Below are 16,602 nucleotides of genomic sequence, written 5' to 3'. Positions count from 1 at the left end.
CTGACCCTAAGCTGCTTATCTATTTCTCAATACGCAAAACTAGGTCGATGGTCAGCTAGGTGCGTTGCTCAGAAAGACATTATTAAGCAAAGTTCAAATTGTAGCTGTTGCGAAGATGCGACCAAAAAGCAGTCATTAGTTTTCAAAAGGCAAACGGCAGCTTCGTCCGCATAGCTGCAATTACAGCAATATTCTAACTTCCCATTCTGTAACTCGCGATAATCTATCAAGCCAGAAAATGCTGCACCTGCACAACTTGAGATTTCCAAGAACCAGTGCTATACGCGCAAAACCCAGCACCGGGGCAGAATCGGTGTGTTTATGGAGGACAGTGTTCTGTCTGTTAAAACCGATGCGGCAACGGCCGCAGATCAAGGGTCCGCCACGATGACTGGCCCCAATGATATCAGCAGCGACGAGCTGTTGGCCTTTATCCTGAATTCCCTTGAGGAAGACAAAGCCGAAGACGTCGTGCAGATCGATCTGCGCGGTAAGTCCGCGATTGGCGACTACATGCTGGTCTGCTCTGGTCGCTCTACACGTCAGGTGGTTTCGATTTCTGAAAAACTGCAGGACAAGATCAAGAAAGATCTAGGTCGCGCGTCCAAGCTTGAGGGCAAGGGCAGCGGCGATTGGGTTCTTTTGGACACAGGCGACATTATCGTTCACGTGTTTCGCCCAGAAGTGCGCGAATTCTACCAGATCGAAAAGATGTGGCTTGGTGGCGACGAAGTCATGCCGCGTCCAACAACGAGCTAATCAATCGTGCGAGTACACATCTGTGCTGTCGGGCGTATGCGCGCTGGCCCAGAGAAGGTGCTATTTGACGATTATCAGACACGGTTTGATCGGACAGGTCGGGGCCTTAGCCTCGGCCCTTTGTCCGTTCTGGAGGTCGAAGATAAAAAGAACCTCGGCATGAGCGCCGAAGCCGTTCTTCTGGATCGCGTTGTCCCCAAAGGCGCTATCATCTGCGCTATGGATGAACGTGGGACGGTGATGACATCACCCAAGTTCGCCACCAAACTCGCTGATTGGCGTGATGCGGGTCAGTCTGATCTGGCGTTCATCATCGGTGGTGCGGACGGTATTGATCCCAAGTTGCGCGCCCGCGCGGATGCAAAACTTAGTTTTGGGTCGATGGTCTGGCCCCATATGCTGGCCCGCGTGATGCTGGCCGAGCAACTTTACAGAGCGGCATCAATCCTCTCAGGCAGCCCCTATCATAGGGTCTAGCGTGGGTTTAGCTTTGCTATGCGGCTATGCTTCTCTTAGAACATGCGGAAGCTTAAGAAAGTCCTGAATATGATCCCTCCCAAACCCGTTGTTTTGTGCATTCTAGATGGCTGGGGCCTGTCGGGTGACATCAGCGCAAATGCGCCTGCCTTGGCCAACACGCCAAACTTTGATCGCATCATGTCGAATAGACCCTCCGCACAGTTGATCACACATGGCCCCGACGCGGGTTTGCCAACGGGGCAAATGGGCAATTCCGAAGTCGGTCATACGAATATCGGCGCGGGGCGCGTTGTGGCCATGGACCTTGGTCAGATTGACCTTTCTATTGAAGACGGCAGCTATTTCAAAGCACACGGTTTGGTTAATTTCATCGACACATTGAAAGCGAATGGCGGAACCGCGCATGTCATGGGTCTGCTCTCGGACGGTGGTGTGCATGGTATGCTCACCCATCTTATCGCTTCGGTTGATCTAATCGCCAAAGCGGGTGTTCCCGTCGCACTGCACTTGATAACGGATGGTCGCGATGTCGCGCCCGCGTCAGCGCTTGGCTATCTTGCAACTTTAGAGGCGGCATTGCCAGACGGCGTCACCATCGCAACCGTTTGCGGGCGCTACTACGCGTTGGATCGCGACAACCGTTGGGAACGCGTAAGCACCGCGTTTAAGGCGATGGTCAACGCGAAAGGTGATGCGCAGCCGAACGCCAAATCCACTATCGATGCTGCCTACGGTGAAAAGATCACAGATGAATTCATCAAGGCAACAGTCATCGGCGACTACGCGGGCGCTAAAGATGGCGACGGTCTGTTCTGCCTAAATTTCCGCGCAGACCGTGCGCGTGAAATCTTGGCTGCGATGGCTGATCCAGCGTTCGAAGCGTTCGAAACGGGACCGCGCCCGAAATGGGCAGCCGCGCTTGGCATGGTCGAATATTCCAAAGCGCATAACGCATATCTCAAAAAAGTCTTCCCGCCTCGCAATATCCCAAACACGCTGGGTGCATGGGTCGCCAAGCAAGGCAAAATGCAGTTCAGGTGCGCAGAGACCGAAAAATATCCTCACGTGACGTTCTTTATGAACGGCGGCGTGGAAGTCCCAGAAAAGGGCGAAGATCGTTACATGGCGCCGTCCCCCAAAGTCGCGACCTACGACATGCAGCCAGAGATGAGTGCGCCAGAGGTTACCGATGCCTTCGTGGGCGCAATCAACGATGGCTACGATCTGATAATCACAAACTACGCCAACCCCGATATGGTCGGACACACAGGTGATCTGCAAGCCGCGATAAAAGCGTGCGAAGCGGTGGATCTCGGCCTTGGCCGAGTGCTTGAGGCGCTAGAAAACGCAGGCGGTGCCATGATTGTCACCGCGGATCATGGCAACTGCGAAATGATGGTCGATCCAGTGACAGGTGGGCCACATACCGCGCATACGACGAACCCTGTGCCTGTGACCTTGGTGGGTGGTCCGAAAAATGCGACCCTGCGCGCAGGACGTCTTGCCGATCTAGCGCCGACGCTTTTGGAATTGATGGACTTGCCCCAGCCAGATGAAATGACCGGAAAGAGCCTGATCAGCAAATGACCCTCCTGCGCGTCCTTTTGATTGCTGTAACATTGGCCACGCCCGCCTTTGCGCAAGACAATCCCGGTGCAACGGCCCAAGCTGCAGCGGATAAATTGCGTGCGGCGGCGAGCCAGCTCACCACCGCCAAATCAGCGCGCGATCGCGTAAAGGCGTTGACCTCAACCGTGCAAGCGTTTGAAACGGGCCTTGATGCCATGCGCGAAGGTCTGCGCCTTGCTGCAACACGCGAAAACGTGCTCAACCGGCAATTGGCTGCGCGCGACGGCGAAGTCGCGGAATTGCTCGGTGTCTTACAAACCATCAGCCGCGCGCCTGCCCCCGTATTGATGGCGCATCCCGACGGACCTGCAGGCGCTGTGCGTTCTGGAATGCTCGTCGCCGAAATGACCCCCGCTCTTACTGCCCGCGCAAATGCATTGCGTCGTGATGTCGAAGAAATATCACTGCTTCGGCAATTGCAAGAAACCGCGACGGACGAACTACGCCTTGCGCTGACAGGTGTTCAAGTTGCGCGCACAGAACTCAGCCAAGCTATCGCCGATCGCAAGGACCTGCCCAAGAAATTCACAGAAGACCCCGTGCGCACTGCGATCCTCATCAGCTCCACAGAAACGTTGGATGCATTTGCAGGTGGCCTAAGCAAGATTACCGCGTCTGAGGCACTTGGCCCTCTGCCTGATATCATTGACCAAAAGGGCCAACTTGCTCTGCCTGTCGAGGGCCGCATTTTGCGTCAAGCAGGCGAAGCAGATGAAGCAGGCATTAAACGCCCCGGCATCCTTGTTGCAACCCGTCCACGTTCGCTGGTGACAACGCCCACAACCGCGACAATCCGCTATCATGGACCGCTTCTCAACCTTGGGAATGTTGTAATCCTAGAACCCCAAGCGAACCTATTGTTCGTCCTAACGGGCCTAGACACGCTCTACGGCGAAATTGGCCAAGTGTTGCCAGCAGGTTTTCCAGTGGGGCTCATGGGTGGAAATAGTGACCAAATTGATCAGATTGTTTCACAAGGCAGTGATGGGGGTGGAAACACACGCTCAGAAACGCTCTATATAGAAGTAAGAGAAAACAATAATTCCGTGAACCCGCTGAATTGGTTCAAGGCAAGCAAGGAATGAGCACATGAAAAAGTTTATCATGGCCGCCGTGGGGGGCACTTTGGCTGCGGTCGTAATGACCACACAAATCGCCGCCCCGCTATTGGCCCAAGAAGCCGACAAAAAGGTGAACGTCTATGAACAGCTTGATCTGTTCGGCGACATCTTTGAACGCATCCGCGCGCAATATGTTGAGGAAGTCGATGAGGGCGATCTGATTGAAGCCGCCATCAACGGCATGCTCACATCACTTGACCCACACTCCAGCTACTTGTCGCCCGATGACGCCAACGACATGCGTGTACAAACGCGCGGCGAATTTGGTGGTCTTGGTATCGAAGTCACGCAGGAAGAGGGCTTTGTTAAAGTCGTCTCCCCCATCGACGGAACCCCTGCAGACGAGGCCGGTATCGAAGCCGGCGATTTCATTACGCACGTGGACGGTGAAAGCATCCTTGGCCTTGCGCTAGACGGTGCTGTCGAAATGATGCGCGGACCCGTTGGATCAGAGATCATTGTGACAATCGTGCGCGAGGGGGAGCCTGAACCATTCGACGTATCCATCATCCGTGACACGATCAAACTAACAGCCGTACGTTCTCGCGCGGAAGGTCAAACAGTTGTCCTACGCGTCACAACGTTCAACGACCAGACAACACCAAACCTAGAGGCTAAATTGGCCAAGGAAGTTGAAGAGCTGGGCGGCATCGATAATGTCAACGGTTTCGTCATCGACCTGCGCAACAACCCCGGTGGTTTGTTGACCCAAGCGATCCGCGTGTCTGACGCGTTTCTTGAGAAGGGTGAAATCGTCTCCACACGTGGCCGCGATCCAGCAGATGGTGATCGCTTCAACGCGACGCCGGGCGATCTGGCGATGGGTAAACCTGTTGTGGTTCTCATCAACGGTGGCTCTGCATCAGCATCCGAAATCGTTGCAGGTGCGTTGCAAGACCACCGCCGCGCAATCGTGATCGGTACGAAAAGCTTCGGAAAAGGGTCTGTTCAAACGGTTATGCCTTTGCGATCAAATGGTGCGATGCGCCTGACAACGGCGCGCTATTACACGCCGTCGGGTCGTTCGATCCAAGCGCTGGGTGTTTCGCCTGACATCATCGTCGAACAACCCCGCCGCGCCCCCGAAGCAGAGGACGAAGCCGAAGACGAGAGCATCTCACGTCAGCGCCGTTCTGAATCTGATCTGCGTGGATCATTGGACAACGACAGCCTGACCGAAGACCAGATCGAACAGATCAAAGCAGATCGCGAAAAGGCTGAAACAGCCGCGAAGCTGCGCGAAGATGATTATCAATTGGCGTATGCGATTGATATTCTGAAAGGCCTCAGCGCACTGGGTCCGAAAGAATAATCTCTAAGCAAACATACTGAATATGGGAAAGAGCGGGTTGTATATCAACTCGCTCTTTTCTTTTGTGCTACGCTTCCACTAATATCCCCCCAATTCAAAAATTTTTTCAAATTAAAAGAGTTTTTCAAAATGCGTCGCATCATCACATTCTTGGTCACACACGGCGTCGCTGTCGCCCTTGGCTTAGCCCTCGGTATCTACCTCTTGCCCATCCTGACAGCCCCCAGCAGCCCTGATGCGGCCATGCTCGAACAGAAAGCCGGAAGCGCATTGTTCAAAGCAGAATTGACCCGTGAACTGCGTGGCAGCGATTTCTTGCATTGGGGCGAAGGCACGATCAGCGTCAGCGCGGATGACATCGTACACGAAGGCAAACTCGCCCCAGGGCCAGACTACATGGTCTACCTAACAAGCGAATTTGTCGAAGACGAAGCAGAGTTCGAAGCAATCAAATCAAAAGCAACTTTGGTTGGCCCTGTGAAAACTTTCGGTGGTTTCCTATTGAACGTGCCAGACGGTGTGGATGTCTCAAACTACAATACTGTCTTTGTCTGGTGTGAAAGCTTTGGCGAATTCATCACCGCTGTAAAGTATCGCTAGGAATGACCATGACCCCAGAACAAATCAACGCCCTCCCGTATCGCCCCTGCGTCGGCATTATGCTGATCAACGAAGCAGGCGAAATCTTCACAGCGCAGCGCCTCGATAGCAGCGCAAACGCATGGCAAATGCCCCAAGGCGGCATCAACAAGGGCGAAGCAGCTGATGTTGCGGCCCTGCGCGAACTGGAAGAAGAAACAGGCGTGACGCCTAACCTCGTGACGGTCCTTGGGGAAACACAAGGCTGGTTTCCCTATGACCTCCCCCACGCGCTTGTGCCAAAACTGTGGAAAGGGCGCTACAAAGGACAGGAACAGAAATGGTTTCTCATGAAGTTTCACGGCACCGACGCGGACATCAACATCGCGACGGAAATTCCCGAGTTTTCCGAATGGCGCTGGACGCCCTCGGATCAATTAGTCGCCAATATCGTCCCTTTCAAGCGCGACGTTTACTCCAGCGTGTTACAGGAATTTGCGCCACTGCTTTGATCGCAAGCCCGCTGCATGCGCTGTCATGCGCACCTTACGGGCTACCTGAGATTCTCCAAACGGTCATTCAGTCAGAACATGGTTATGTTGCTGTGAAGGGCACGCTTACCTTTGATGCGAATAAACTGCCTAAACCCATCAATGACGACATGGCGGGACCTGATCTCACAAAAATCAAAGGCAAGATAACAGGCAAATCACTGTCACGCTCTGGCTTTAAGAGCACCTTCAGCACGGATTTGACCCTAGAAATCAAGTGCTTTGGGCCATGGTGCGCACGCGCAAAAAGCAATTCCGAAGTGCTGGTGTTTTTAAAGCAAACACAGCAGGGCTACACGCTAACGGTTCAACCTTGCGGCAGTCACATTTTGTATCAGCCCACGCGTGCAGATCTCAACACAGCCAAACGCTGCTACCTTGCAAACAACTGCCCACCACCAAGCAATTACTAAGCGCTTCCCCTTTCCCTAAATATCCACGCCGGAGGCTCCGCAGCTGCTAACCCTCTAGCCGCGTCAATAGTGCAAGCGACGCATAGCCATCAGGGATCATCCCGACTGTGCGCTGGAATCCCTTGATTGCATTGATCGAATTCGGTCCAATCTTGCCATCCACGCCCTTCGTATTGAACCCAGCCGCTGTCAAAAGCCGCTGCATTTTTTGGCGTTCTTTGAACGTCAGCGCGCGATCATCACGTGGCCAGTCTGCTTTTATAGGCCCCGCGCCACCAATGCGATCACTCAAATGACCAACCCCAAAAACGTATGCATCCGCTGCATTATACCTCTCGATCACTTGGAAATTCTTGAAGATCATAAACACCGCACCCTGTGCGCCAGCTGGCAACAAAATAGAGCCAACACCATGGTCTGGCACCGCTTTGCCATTCATATCCACGACACCGAGCCCTGCCCAATCCGCGGACGATTTCTTGATCTTGCGGCTGGCCAATCCATAGTTGAACCCGTTAGGCAGTTTGACTTCCACTCCCCAAGGCTTGCCAGTTTGCCAACCAAACTTGCTCAGATACGCAGCAGTCGACGCCAAAGCGTCAGACGGATCATCAGCCCATATATCGCGTCGCCCGTCGCCTGTGAAATCCACAGCGTACTCCAGATAAGAGGTCGGAATAAATTGCGTGTGCCCCATGGCCCCCGCCCAACTGCCCGTCATGTTTTCAGGTGTCGTATCACCCGCCTGCAAAATCTTGAGTGCAGCAATCAACTGGCTTTCAAAGAACCGCCCGCGCCGCCCGTCATAGGACAGGGTCGCAAGCGCGGAAATAATCGGCGTGTCACCGCGAAACTCTCCGTATGCGCTCTCTAGTCCCCAGACCGCTGTGACGACCTCTTTCTCGACGCCGTATTTTGCTTCGATCGCTTCAAGTTTAGCCAAATGCTTTGCCAGCGCGTTTTTGCCATTCGTGATGCGTTTGTCAGAAGCGGCACTATCGAGGTACTGCCAAATCGTCTTGGTGAACTCAGATTGATTGCGGTCTCGTTTGATCACATCGCCGTCGTATTGCACGCTACGAAAGGACCGCTCGAACACAGCAGGGCTAACACCAGCGCTCAAAGCGCGCCCCCGAAATCCAGAAATCCAGCGCTTAAAACCCGCATTCGACGTCGCTGCCAAAATTGCCTCCGGCGTTACAGCGCGCTCCTTTTTGATGATATTTGGTCGCACATTTGGCCTGATCTTCGCGCTCAAGGTAGCGGTCTTGATAACGGGTTCCACCGCAATCGCAGAGGGACGCATTTCTGGGCGTAGTGATCTTTCAACTACCTGCGCAGACCCCGCTGACGCGAGCGACACTAACAAACCAAAAATAGCCGAAAACACACGCATTTGTTCACCTTTCAGGGGTAATTATCGTAAGACTACCGCGATTGTTGCCGCAACGGAAGAAATCAACTGTGCGGGCTGCGGGTATTCGCCGATGCAAACGCATCGTTGTGAATGCGCTCCATATAGTCGCGCAACATTGGCACACGCTTGGGGCGAAAACTGTCCGCGCTCACCACAAGGTCCTGCATGCGATCCAAGCGAAACACACGAAAGTCTTGGCGCAAATGGCAGAACGCCAAAAGGCACTGCACCTGATCCAACGACGTGATCCCCAAGGGATCCACACTGCGCGACGTCGCAGCCCCACCCTTGTCCACATAAGCAAACGCTATGCTCACCTCGTCCCACTCCGCTTGGCGCAACGCGCGGGGATCAACACCCGGTGCAGGTCGTTCGCGAAAACGGCGCGCAGACAGAACCGCGTGTTCAAGGCGATGCGCTTGGCTAGGCGGCAGACGCCCTTTCAATTTGCTCAGCGCCCGGCTCGCAGCTTCAGCCAAAGACGGATCACCCGTTTGCCCAACTTCGCGCAGCCCCAGAACGAGTGCTTCGATTTCTTCGTCGTCAAACCCCAAAGGCGGCAAAGTCGCGTCCTCGATCAAGGTGTAGCGATAGCCCGCCTCACCATCAATCACAGCGCCTAGAGAACGCAGGCTATCAATGTCGCGATAGATCGTGCGTAAAGACACACCCATCTCAAACGCTAACCCTTCGGCGCGCACAGGCGGCGTGGCTTGGCGCATGGCTTGCATCAATTGAAAAAGGCGGGCGGTGCGTGACAAATTTTTCTTCTAACGGAACCTACTGACAATAACTGTCAGGACTGATTGTTAGCAAGGTCTTCAGAAACATTGGAGATAACATCATGCTTACGCTGCTCACCTTCCCCGACAGCTTTGGCGCACCTAGTCATAGCCCCTACTGCGTCAAAGCCATGTCCCTGTTGCAAATGTCTGGCTTGAAATGGCAACCCGAATACATGCAAGACCCTCGTAAAATGCCGCTTTCGCGCTTGCCCGTCCTACGTGACAGCGATCAATTGATCCCAGATAGCACGCATATTCAGATGCACTTGGAAAAGTGCGGTATCGATTTCAACGCAGGTCTTAGCGACGTCGACAAAGCCCGCGCCCATGCGTTGGTACAGATGACCGAAGCAGGTCTTTACAACATTCTGGTAACGTACCGTTGGTTGAACGATGAAAGCTGGGAACACACGCGCAAGGCATTCTTCAGCGGAATTCCCGCGCTCATCCGTGGACCGCTAACGCGTAAACTACGCAAAGGCGTGCGTGCCAAGATGATGGCAAACGGCATTGCACAATTTTCCGAAACCCAGCGCGTGGAGCAGATGAAACGCGATTTGAACGCGTTGTCGATCCAGCTCGATGATCAGACGTTCCTCTTTGGCGACACGCCCACAGCCGCCGATGCAGCCATCGCACCTGTGCTCGATATGATACTGAACCTACCCGTGGACACAGGCGCACGCGCTTTGCTGCGCGGTTGGGATGGCCTGCCCGCATACGTCGCCCGCGTGCGCGCTGCGATCTATCCGGGCGGCACAGCAGTTACCCTTAGCGTTGCCGCTTAACCTTGCGCTTCACCTTGTCCGACTTGCGCTTGGCACTCTTTTCCTTGCGTCGGACGGGATTTCCACGGCCCCGATGACCACCGCCGCTTTTGGGAAGTGCATGGCCGTCAATCGTCAGCATCTCTAATTCGACACCACCTGTTTGCGGCGTGGCAGAGGCCAGTTTGACCGTGACGCGCTGGCCAAGACCAATCTTCACACCCGTATCAGACCCCGTCAGTGTCGAGCTGTCTGCGTCAAAATCAAAGTACTCACGCCCCAATGTACGTACGGGAATCAAACCATCCGCACCCGTTGCGTCCAGTTTGACGAAGACACCAAACTTAACGACGCCACTAATACGACCACCCAGTTTTTCGCCGACATATTCGCTGAGGAACGCCGCCAGATAGCGATCCGTGGTGTCGCGTTCAGCAACCATAGACCGACGCTCTGTCTGGGAAATATGCTCGCCCGTTTGTTGCAGAGTGTCTGCATCCGCTTGGGTCAAGCCATCCTTGCCCCAACCATGCGCCGTCACCAGCGCGCGGTGGACAATCAAATCAGCGTAGCGGCGAATGGGCGACGTAAAATGACCGTAATTGCGCAGGGCCAGACCAAAGTGTCCGAAGTTTTCAGGCGAATAGTAGGCCTGCGTCATGCTCCGCAAAGTTGAAATGTTGATTAACTCCGCCTCATCCGTGTTCGCCGCTTGCTTTAGCAATTGGTTCAGATGTCGTGTTTGCAGAACCTGTCCTTTCGCCAACGTAAGACCCGCGGTTTGCGCCGTCTCGCGTAAGGCGTTCAGCTTTTCCATGCTCGGTTCTTCATGCACACGGAACAGCAAAGGTTGTTTTTTGGCGATCAACGTCTCGGCCGCGCAAACGTTTGCGAGGACCATGAATTCTTCGATCAAGCGATGTGCATCAAAGCGTTCGGAAAACGCAACAGACGTGACTTTGCCATCCTCGTCCAGAATGATTTTACGCTCTGGCAGATCCAATTCCAAAGGCTGTCGTACACTGCGCGCCGTCTTCAACGCCGCGTAGGCCGCATAAAGCGGACGCAGAACGGAACTCACCAAAGGCGCGGTCTTGTCGTTCGGATTACCGTCCATCGCTTGCTGAACTTCGGTGTAATTCAACGACGCTGGAGATTTCATCAAGCCACGCAGGAATTCATGCGATAGCTTCGTACCTTCAGAATCGATGACGATCCGAACGGCCAAACACGCGCGCTCAACACCCTCGTGAAGCGAACACAAATCTCCCGACAAACGATCAGGCAGCATCGGCACAACACGATCAGGGAAGTAGCTGGAATTACCACGCTTGCGTGCCTCTTCATCCAACTCTGAGCCGGGTAAAACGTAATGCGCAACGTCCGCAATCGCGACCCAAAGGACGTGACCCCCCTTGTTACTTGGATCAGTATCCGCCTCTGCATAGCACGCGTCGTCGTGGTCACGCGCATCTGCAGGGTCGATTGTGACCAAAGGAACGTCGCGCAGGTCGGTGCGCCCCTTTAGGCCAGCAGGCTTTTTGGCGTCCGCCTCTGCAATCACCTCGTCAGGGAAATGATCAGGGATACCATGCTGATGGATCGCAATAAGCGAAACAGCTTTGGGCGCAGTCGGATCACCAAGGCGTGTCACAATGCGCGCGCGCGGCAGACCCATGCGTGACTTTGGCCCGCTCAATTCTGCCTCGACCAGTTCGCCCTCTTTCGCGCCAGCGGTCGCGCCAGCAGGCACTTGCCATACTTTGCTAGATCCTTTGTCGATGGGCAGAATGCGCCCACCTTCATGACCAATGCGGAACACACCCAGAATGCGTTCGGGGTTCTCGCCAATGTGGCGGATCAGACGGCCCTCGTAAAAATTGCCCTCACCCTTGATCTTGGAGACGCGCGCTAGGATGCGTTCGCCAGCGCCCAGCGCTTTGTCCGTATTTTTCAGGACCATCAAGATTTGCGGTTCAGGCCCCGTGCCGTCCCATTCCAACGCTTTAGCAACCAAATCGCCATCAGCGTCAGGACCTACGATTTCCAGAACACTGACAGGGGGCAGGTTATCTGGATCGCGAAACGTCTTCTTACGCTTTTGCAGATGGCCCTCGGCCTCCAGCTCTTTCAAGATACGCTTTAAATCGATGCGCGCAGCACCCTTGATCCCGAACGCCTTGGCGATATCGCGCTTGGCAGCTTGGGTTGGGTTGTCAGTGATCCATTGTAGGATCGCGGCTTTTGTCGGAATTTTGCTCATGCGACGGGCCTACACGCATATGCGTACGAACTAAACGCAATTTTAACGCACAGGTAGCCCGTCGATAAAGGTATCAATTGCTTTGATCCGATTTTCATGGCTCGGGTGGCTCGACATCCACTGGATATCGTCACCCATCATGTCTGATAGCTCCTCGAAGAGCTGTTTCAGACCACCGGGATCATAACCGGCACGGTGCGATAAGGTCAGCCCGAATTCATCCGCTGACGTTTCTTGTTTACGCCCGTAGGACAACGCCAATAATGCGTTCCCCTCAAGCAAAAGGTCTTCCATCAAAGGCCCCGTGTCACCCGCCAAAAGGGCGACAAGAATATAGGCGCCCAGCGAACGATACAGACGTCGTAGGCCATGCTCTTCGACCACATGGCCAATCTCATGACCTAAGATGCCCGCTATGACGTTTTCATTCGCAAAACTGCGGATCAGATCATCCGTCATCACCATCGTGCCACTTGGCAATGCAAAGGCATTTGGACCAACAGAAGGCATATCGCGGAACAGCAATGTGAAGTCACGCGCGTTGCGTTCCTCTTCAGGCAGCACCGCAATGACACGTTCATAGATCACACGCGCGCGGTCTTTTTCAGCCTCGTTCAAGCGGCTTGGTTCAGCCATCACATAGTCAATCGTCTGCAACGTACCGCGATCAATTTGTTCAACGACCACAGCAGGTGTCATCGCCACAGCCATCGCTGCAAGAATGTCCAATCCATACCGCCACAACAGATAGGCACCCGCCAAACACGCGAAGGTAAATCCAATCAGATGCGGCCCGAACCGTTCCAAACGATGCAACCGCGCGCCGCGGCTGTTGCCATCAAGTTGCGCAAACCCAGCGTGATCGGAGGTTTCAAAAACCGTTCCATCTGCAAAAGTTAACTTGCGCGGCGTCCTGCCCAAGGCTGCATCAATCTGCACCTCGCTGACAGGGCTGCGCGCAAGCTCTTCTTCGTCTGTCGCAATGATGCGGACCCACGCTAAGCCGTCGTGTTGTGCACTGTCCAAGCGCGCATCTGTGCGACGCGAAGACCCTCGCAGATAAACATAACCCGTTAGTGAAAATGGATCCGACATCACGCGTTCCTAGATCGGCAAACCAACATCAATGCCCTCAATATCAGCATAGGCATCCCCAAGTGCGGATGTTGCTTCTTGCTGCACACCAATGAACTCGTCAAGCGAACTACCAAGTTCGACACCTGTATGATCCGCCAAATACCGCGCCGTTCGAATTTGTGCCCAAGGCAACATCAGCCCAAGCGTACACACGACCACAACTAGATTTGACACGGCAATCCAGAACAACTGAAGCGCGCTCACGTTTGAACGCAGGCGATGACCGCCTTGCAAGAAGGTGCCATTGTAGACTGCGTTGCGTGTAAGCGCTTGGTAGATCACACCCGCCGGAATGAACCCAAGGAAGAACACAAAATAGAACGCTGCGATGACCGCAATCGCACTCGCTGGATCGTTTTCAAGCGCCATTGTCGCTTCACCAAATGCGGTCAGGCTAAGTCCAGTTGTCAGCGCTGCGATTGCAAAGACTGCGACAATCCAAAGCAAGGCCAAACCAGCGGCTTTGTAAAACGCACCGATTGGCGCACTCATACCAAATTCTGCTGTGCCCAAGCGGTGATTATCAATGGAAAAGCGCTTCATGGCGCGATCAAGGATCGGGAAAGTTGTATAGAGGGTCAGCAAGCATAGGATCGGATAAATAAAGAAGACCTTGAAGGCCTCCCAGTAGGTTCCAACAAAATTGAAACGCACATTAGAAAAGCTAGAAAGACGCGCGTTGAACATCATCGCGCGGGTCAGCAACCAAGGGTAAAAGATCACGAGTGCAATCAAGAGAATGATGCCAAGGATCGGCATTAGCGCGACGACGATCTGAAAAACAACCACCGCCGCAATAACGATCAAACGTCCCTTCAAAATCTGTCCACCGGTTGCGTGGTAGTCAAAATTGCGACCATCGACATGGGTGTTTCCGTAGAAATATTTCTTGGTGCGTGCTTTGGCCCAGGCTGAATAGATACCAATCGTGACAATCGACAAAAGCAGATTGACGATCCAAACACCGAACCATTCTTTGGCGTTGCCTGTAAATTTAAATTGATGGGAACTACTTGTTTGCTCCAAAGACATGGGAGACTCCAATTATTATTTTTATAATATTTCAAGTGAAAGCGCATTTGAAATTCACTGCAACCCACAGGCTACAATAATTTCAGGTCCTTTACAGTGTCAACATCCCGTAAAGTTGCCACATGGGCGATCGTAACATCCCCCAAACTGCGCGCGCTATCCGCGAGGGCATGTTCCGAGGACCAGCGTACGTTCTGCAAAATGCTGGGGTGTGGTGGACGCGCGCGCTTCATTCCAATCAGCCAATACCCCCCGTCAGGCGCAGGGCCAAAGACGGCTTCGTGATTGCCCAGCGCGCGAAACGCTTCGGCGATGCGGGGGCGCGTGATGTCGGGAATATCACCCCCAATGATGCAAACAGGGCCAGCTGGTAGCCAGTGCAACAAGCGCGCCATGCGTTGTCCAAGGTCACCGCGCCTTTGTGCAACGCGTGGGAAATGGGCAGGCCAAATGCGGCTGTTCAGACCCTCAACATCTGGCGCGACCGCAAGCACGGTTTGCCAACGCGGGTCTTCGATACGGCGCAATAACGCGCGGGTTTGATGACGAAACCACCAAGCGGAATTGGTCAATCCAATGTCGCGCCCCAGACGTGTTTTCACACAACCCGGGCGGGGTTCTTTGAGCATAATAACCAGCTTGGGCCTCACCAGATCATTTCCATATTTCGATGGTCGATCCCTGCGTCATCAAACACGTCCCCAAACGCGACAAAGCCAAGCTTTTCGTAAAAGCCCAGCGCATCCAATTGCGCGCCCAGAACGCAGCGTTTGAAATCGTTAGCACGCGCCCATTCGATGCACGCAATCATCAGCGCGTGTCCTTGGTGTGTGCCACGCGCGTCTTTCAGCACGCAAACGCGTCCAATCTTGGCGGTATCGCCCTTCAGCAAGATGCGCGCTGTCCCAACAGGCTTGCCATCTAGGTCCGCAAGAAAATGGACCGCGTCGCCGTCGGCACCATCGACTTCGTCGGATTGGCTGACGCCTTGTTCATCCGTGAACACGCTTGCACGCAAGGATTGGCATAGCGCGATGTCATGTGTGCGGGAAACGCTCATGCAAAGTAGTCTTTCAGAATACGTGTGTAGATGCTTTTGAGTTGTGTGATTTGCTCAATCGGAACGTTTTCATCAACTTGATGCATGGTTTTTCCAACGAGGCCGAATTCGACCACAGGACAGTGATCTTTGACAAAGCGCGCATCAGACGTGCCGCCCGTCGTGGACATTTCAGGGGTGATGCCTGTCTCTGCCTTAACTGATTTCGCGATCAGATCAGACAGCGCACCGGGGGGCGTTACAAAACTTTCGCCAGAAATTTTGATCTTCATCTCAACAGGTGTGCCGCACTCTTTGGCAACTTTATCGGCTTCTTCGCGCAACCAATCGCTAAGACTTGCACCAGAATGTGTATCGTTAAACCGAATATTCACCGCCGCGCGGCATTGCGCAGGAATCACGTTTGTCGCGGGGTTGCCTGTATCAATCGTGACGATTGCCAAAGTCGAGGCATCAAAGTGATCCGTACCTTGATCAAGCTCGTGTGACGCAAGGCGATCCATCAAACGCGCTATGGCTGGCAAAGGGTTCTTTGCTCGATGCGGATAAGCAGAATGACCCTGCTTGCCGTTCACTTCGATCCAAGCCGTCATGGAACCGCGACGGCCAATTTTCATCATCTCGCCCATCTCATTCGGACAGGTCGGTTCGCCCACCAAGCACACGCTCATCTGTTCGTTCTCACGCGTCATGTAATCCAAAAGCGCAGTCGTCCCATCCAGCGCATCGGCTTCTTCATCCCCCGTAATCGCTAGGATCACTGCGCCCTCGGGCGGCGTATCACGTACGAAATCAACGGCTGCAGCGGCAAAAGCTGCAACGCCAGATTTCATATCCGTCGTGCCACGCCCATACATAATGCCATCCACGATATCGGCGCTAAAGGGACCATGAGTCCACACGCCCTCATCCCCGACAGGGACAACATCCGTGTGACCATTAAAGCCAAATGTCTTGGCCACGCCCTTTTCACCCCAACGCGCAAAGAGATTTGCAATACCACCGCGATCAACGCGTGTGCACTCAAACCCAGCCTCTGACAATAATTTTTCAAGCAAAACCAGCGCGCCGCCCTCAGCAGGGGTCACAGACGCACATCGCACCAAGTCAGCCGTTAATTGAATGGGATCGGTAGATGTCATCACAATATCCTATCGCGCTATGTGGTTGGCCCCATTGCTAATACTGGGCGCGCGATGATGCAACGCGCCGACACGAATGTGACCAAAATGGGACGCTACCCTAAGGTACATCCGCAGATTGCTATCAAAACAGTTTCGATCTGACACAGGCTAGT

17 protein-coding genes are annotated in these 16,602 nt (G+C 54.0%); 9 read left to right on the top strand and 8 right to left on the bottom strand.

Features of this window, described 5'->3' with window-relative positions; genetic code table 11:
* Nucleotides 1-321: 321 nt before the first annotated feature.
* From rsfS to QZ279_RS12560, 8 genes are all read left to right on the top strand, one after another.
* Nucleotides 322-759, top strand: coding sequence for a ribosome silencing factor (gene rsfS / locus QZ279_RS12595; RefSeq protein ID WP_293451388.1), 438 nt, complete (start codon nt 322-324; stop codon nt 757-759).
* Between the two features lie 6 nt (nt 760-765).
* Nucleotides 766-1,236 carry a 23S rRNA (pseudouridine(1915)-N(3))-methyltransferase RlmH gene (gene rlmH / locus QZ279_RS12590; RefSeq protein WP_293451386.1) on the top strand — a complete coding sequence of 157 codons (471 nt, stop codon included), beginning with the start codon at nt 766-768 and terminating at the stop codon, nt 1,234-1,236.
* A 69-nt stretch (nt 1,237-1,305) separates the two neighbouring features.
* Nucleotides 1,306-2,826: a 2,3-bisphosphoglycerate-independent phosphoglycerate mutase gene (gene gpmI / locus QZ279_RS12585; protein ID WP_293451390.1), complete on the top strand. Its 1,521-nt coding sequence runs from the start codon at nt 1,306-1,308 to the stop codon at nt 2,824-2,826.
* The gene (locus QZ279_RS12580) at nt 2,823-3,953 is read left to right on the top strand and encodes a peptidase M23 (RefSeq protein WP_293451384.1); all 1,131 of its coding nucleotides are present in this window, start codon (nt 2,823-2,825) and stop codon (nt 3,951-3,953) included. Before gpmI ends, QZ279_RS12580 begins: the two co-directional genes overlap by 4 nt.
* A 4-nt stretch (nt 3,954-3,957) precedes the next feature.
* Complete coding sequence (locus QZ279_RS12575; RefSeq protein WP_293451382.1) at nt 3,958-5,301, top strand: S41 family peptidase; 1,344 nt, start codon at nt 3,958-3,960, stop codon at nt 5,299-5,301.
* A 129-nt stretch (nt 5,302-5,430) separates the two neighbouring features.
* Nucleotides 5,431-5,901, top strand: coding sequence for a DM13 domain-containing protein (locus tag QZ279_RS12570; protein WP_293451380.1), 471 nt, complete (start codon nt 5,431-5,433; stop codon nt 5,899-5,901).
* An 8-nt stretch (nt 5,902-5,909) separates the two neighbouring features.
* Nucleotides 5,910-6,392 carry an RNA pyrophosphohydrolase gene (locus QZ279_RS12565; RefSeq protein ID WP_293451378.1) on the top strand — a complete coding sequence of 161 codons (483 nt, stop codon included), beginning with the start codon at nt 5,910-5,912 and terminating at the stop codon, nt 6,390-6,392.
* 92 nt (nt 6,393-6,484) lie between these two features.
* Nucleotides 6,485-6,844 carry a hypothetical protein gene (locus QZ279_RS12560; protein WP_293451376.1) on the top strand — a complete coding sequence of 120 codons (360 nt, stop codon included), beginning with the start codon at nt 6,485-6,487 and terminating at the stop codon, nt 6,842-6,844.
* 46 nt (nt 6,845-6,890) lie between these two features.
* On the opposite strand, the gene QZ279_RS12555 is transcribed toward QZ279_RS12560, so the two are convergent.
* Together QZ279_RS12555 and QZ279_RS12550 are read right to left on the bottom strand one after the other, a co-directional pair.
* Nucleotides 6,891-8,240 (bottom strand): lytic murein transglycosylase, encoded by a 1,350-nt coding sequence (locus QZ279_RS12555; protein WP_293451374.1) that lies wholly within the window; start codon nt 8,238-8,240, stop codon nt 6,891-6,893.
* Nucleotides 8,241-8,302: 62 nt separating this feature from the next.
* The gene (locus tag QZ279_RS12550; protein ID WP_293451372.1) at nt 8,303-9,022 is read right to left on the bottom strand and encodes a YafY family protein; all 720 of its coding nucleotides are present in this window, start codon (nt 9,020-9,022) and stop codon (nt 8,303-8,305) included.
* Nucleotides 9,023-9,105: 83 nt separating this feature from the next.
* Here QZ279_RS12550 and QZ279_RS12545 point away from each other — a divergent pair, with 83 nt between their 5' ends.
* Nucleotides 9,106-9,834 (top strand): glutathione S-transferase family protein, encoded by a 729-nt coding sequence (locus QZ279_RS12545; RefSeq protein WP_293451370.1) that lies wholly within the window; start codon nt 9,106-9,108, stop codon nt 9,832-9,834.
* On the opposite strand, the gene rnr is transcribed toward QZ279_RS12545, so the two are convergent.
* The 6 genes from rnr to dapE form a co-directional block, all read right to left on the bottom strand.
* The gene (gene rnr, locus QZ279_RS12540; protein WP_293451368.1) at nt 9,818-12,076 is read right to left on the bottom strand and encodes a ribonuclease R; all 2,259 of its coding nucleotides are present in this window, start codon (nt 12,074-12,076) and stop codon (nt 9,818-9,820) included. The two genes, QZ279_RS12545 and rnr, sit on opposite strands and share 17 nt — an antisense overlap.
* A gap of 42 nt (nt 12,077-12,118) precedes the next feature.
* Nucleotides 12,119-13,171 carry a M48 family metallopeptidase gene (locus tag QZ279_RS12535; RefSeq protein ID WP_293451366.1) on the bottom strand — a complete coding sequence of 351 codons (1,053 nt, stop codon included), beginning with the start codon at nt 13,169-13,171 and terminating at the stop codon, nt 12,119-12,121.
* A 9-nt stretch (nt 13,172-13,180) separates the two neighbouring features.
* Nucleotides 13,181-14,245 (bottom strand): YjgN family protein, encoded by a 1,065-nt coding sequence (locus QZ279_RS12530; protein ID WP_293451364.1) that lies wholly within the window; start codon nt 14,243-14,245, stop codon nt 13,181-13,183.
* 71 nt (nt 14,246-14,316) lie between these two features.
* Nucleotides 14,317-14,895, bottom strand: a complete 579-nt coding sequence (locus QZ279_RS12525; RefSeq protein ID WP_293451362.1) for a TIGR04282 family arsenosugar biosynthesis glycosyltransferase — start codon at nt 14,893-14,895, stop codon at nt 14,317-14,319.
* On the bottom strand, nt 14,892-15,305 hold the full coding sequence (locus tag QZ279_RS12520; protein ID WP_293451360.1) for a GNAT family N-acetyltransferase: 414 nt from the start codon (nt 15,303-15,305) through the stop codon (nt 14,892-14,894). Before QZ279_RS12520 ends, QZ279_RS12525 begins: the two co-directional genes overlap by 4 nt.
* The gene (gene dapE / locus QZ279_RS12515; RefSeq protein WP_293451358.1) at nt 15,302-16,447 is read right to left on the bottom strand and encodes a succinyl-diaminopimelate desuccinylase; all 1,146 of its coding nucleotides are present in this window, start codon (nt 16,445-16,447) and stop codon (nt 15,302-15,304) included. Before dapE ends, QZ279_RS12520 begins: the two co-directional genes overlap by 4 nt.
* Nucleotides 16,448-16,602: the final 155 nt, after the last annotated feature.

Origin of the sequence: Planktotalea sp. (genome assembly GCF_018607965.1) — a bacterium.
Lineage (GTDB): Bacteria > Pseudomonadota > Alphaproteobacteria > Rhodobacterales > Rhodobacteraceae > Planktotalea.
This window is presented reverse-complemented; position numbering and strand designations above follow the sequence as displayed.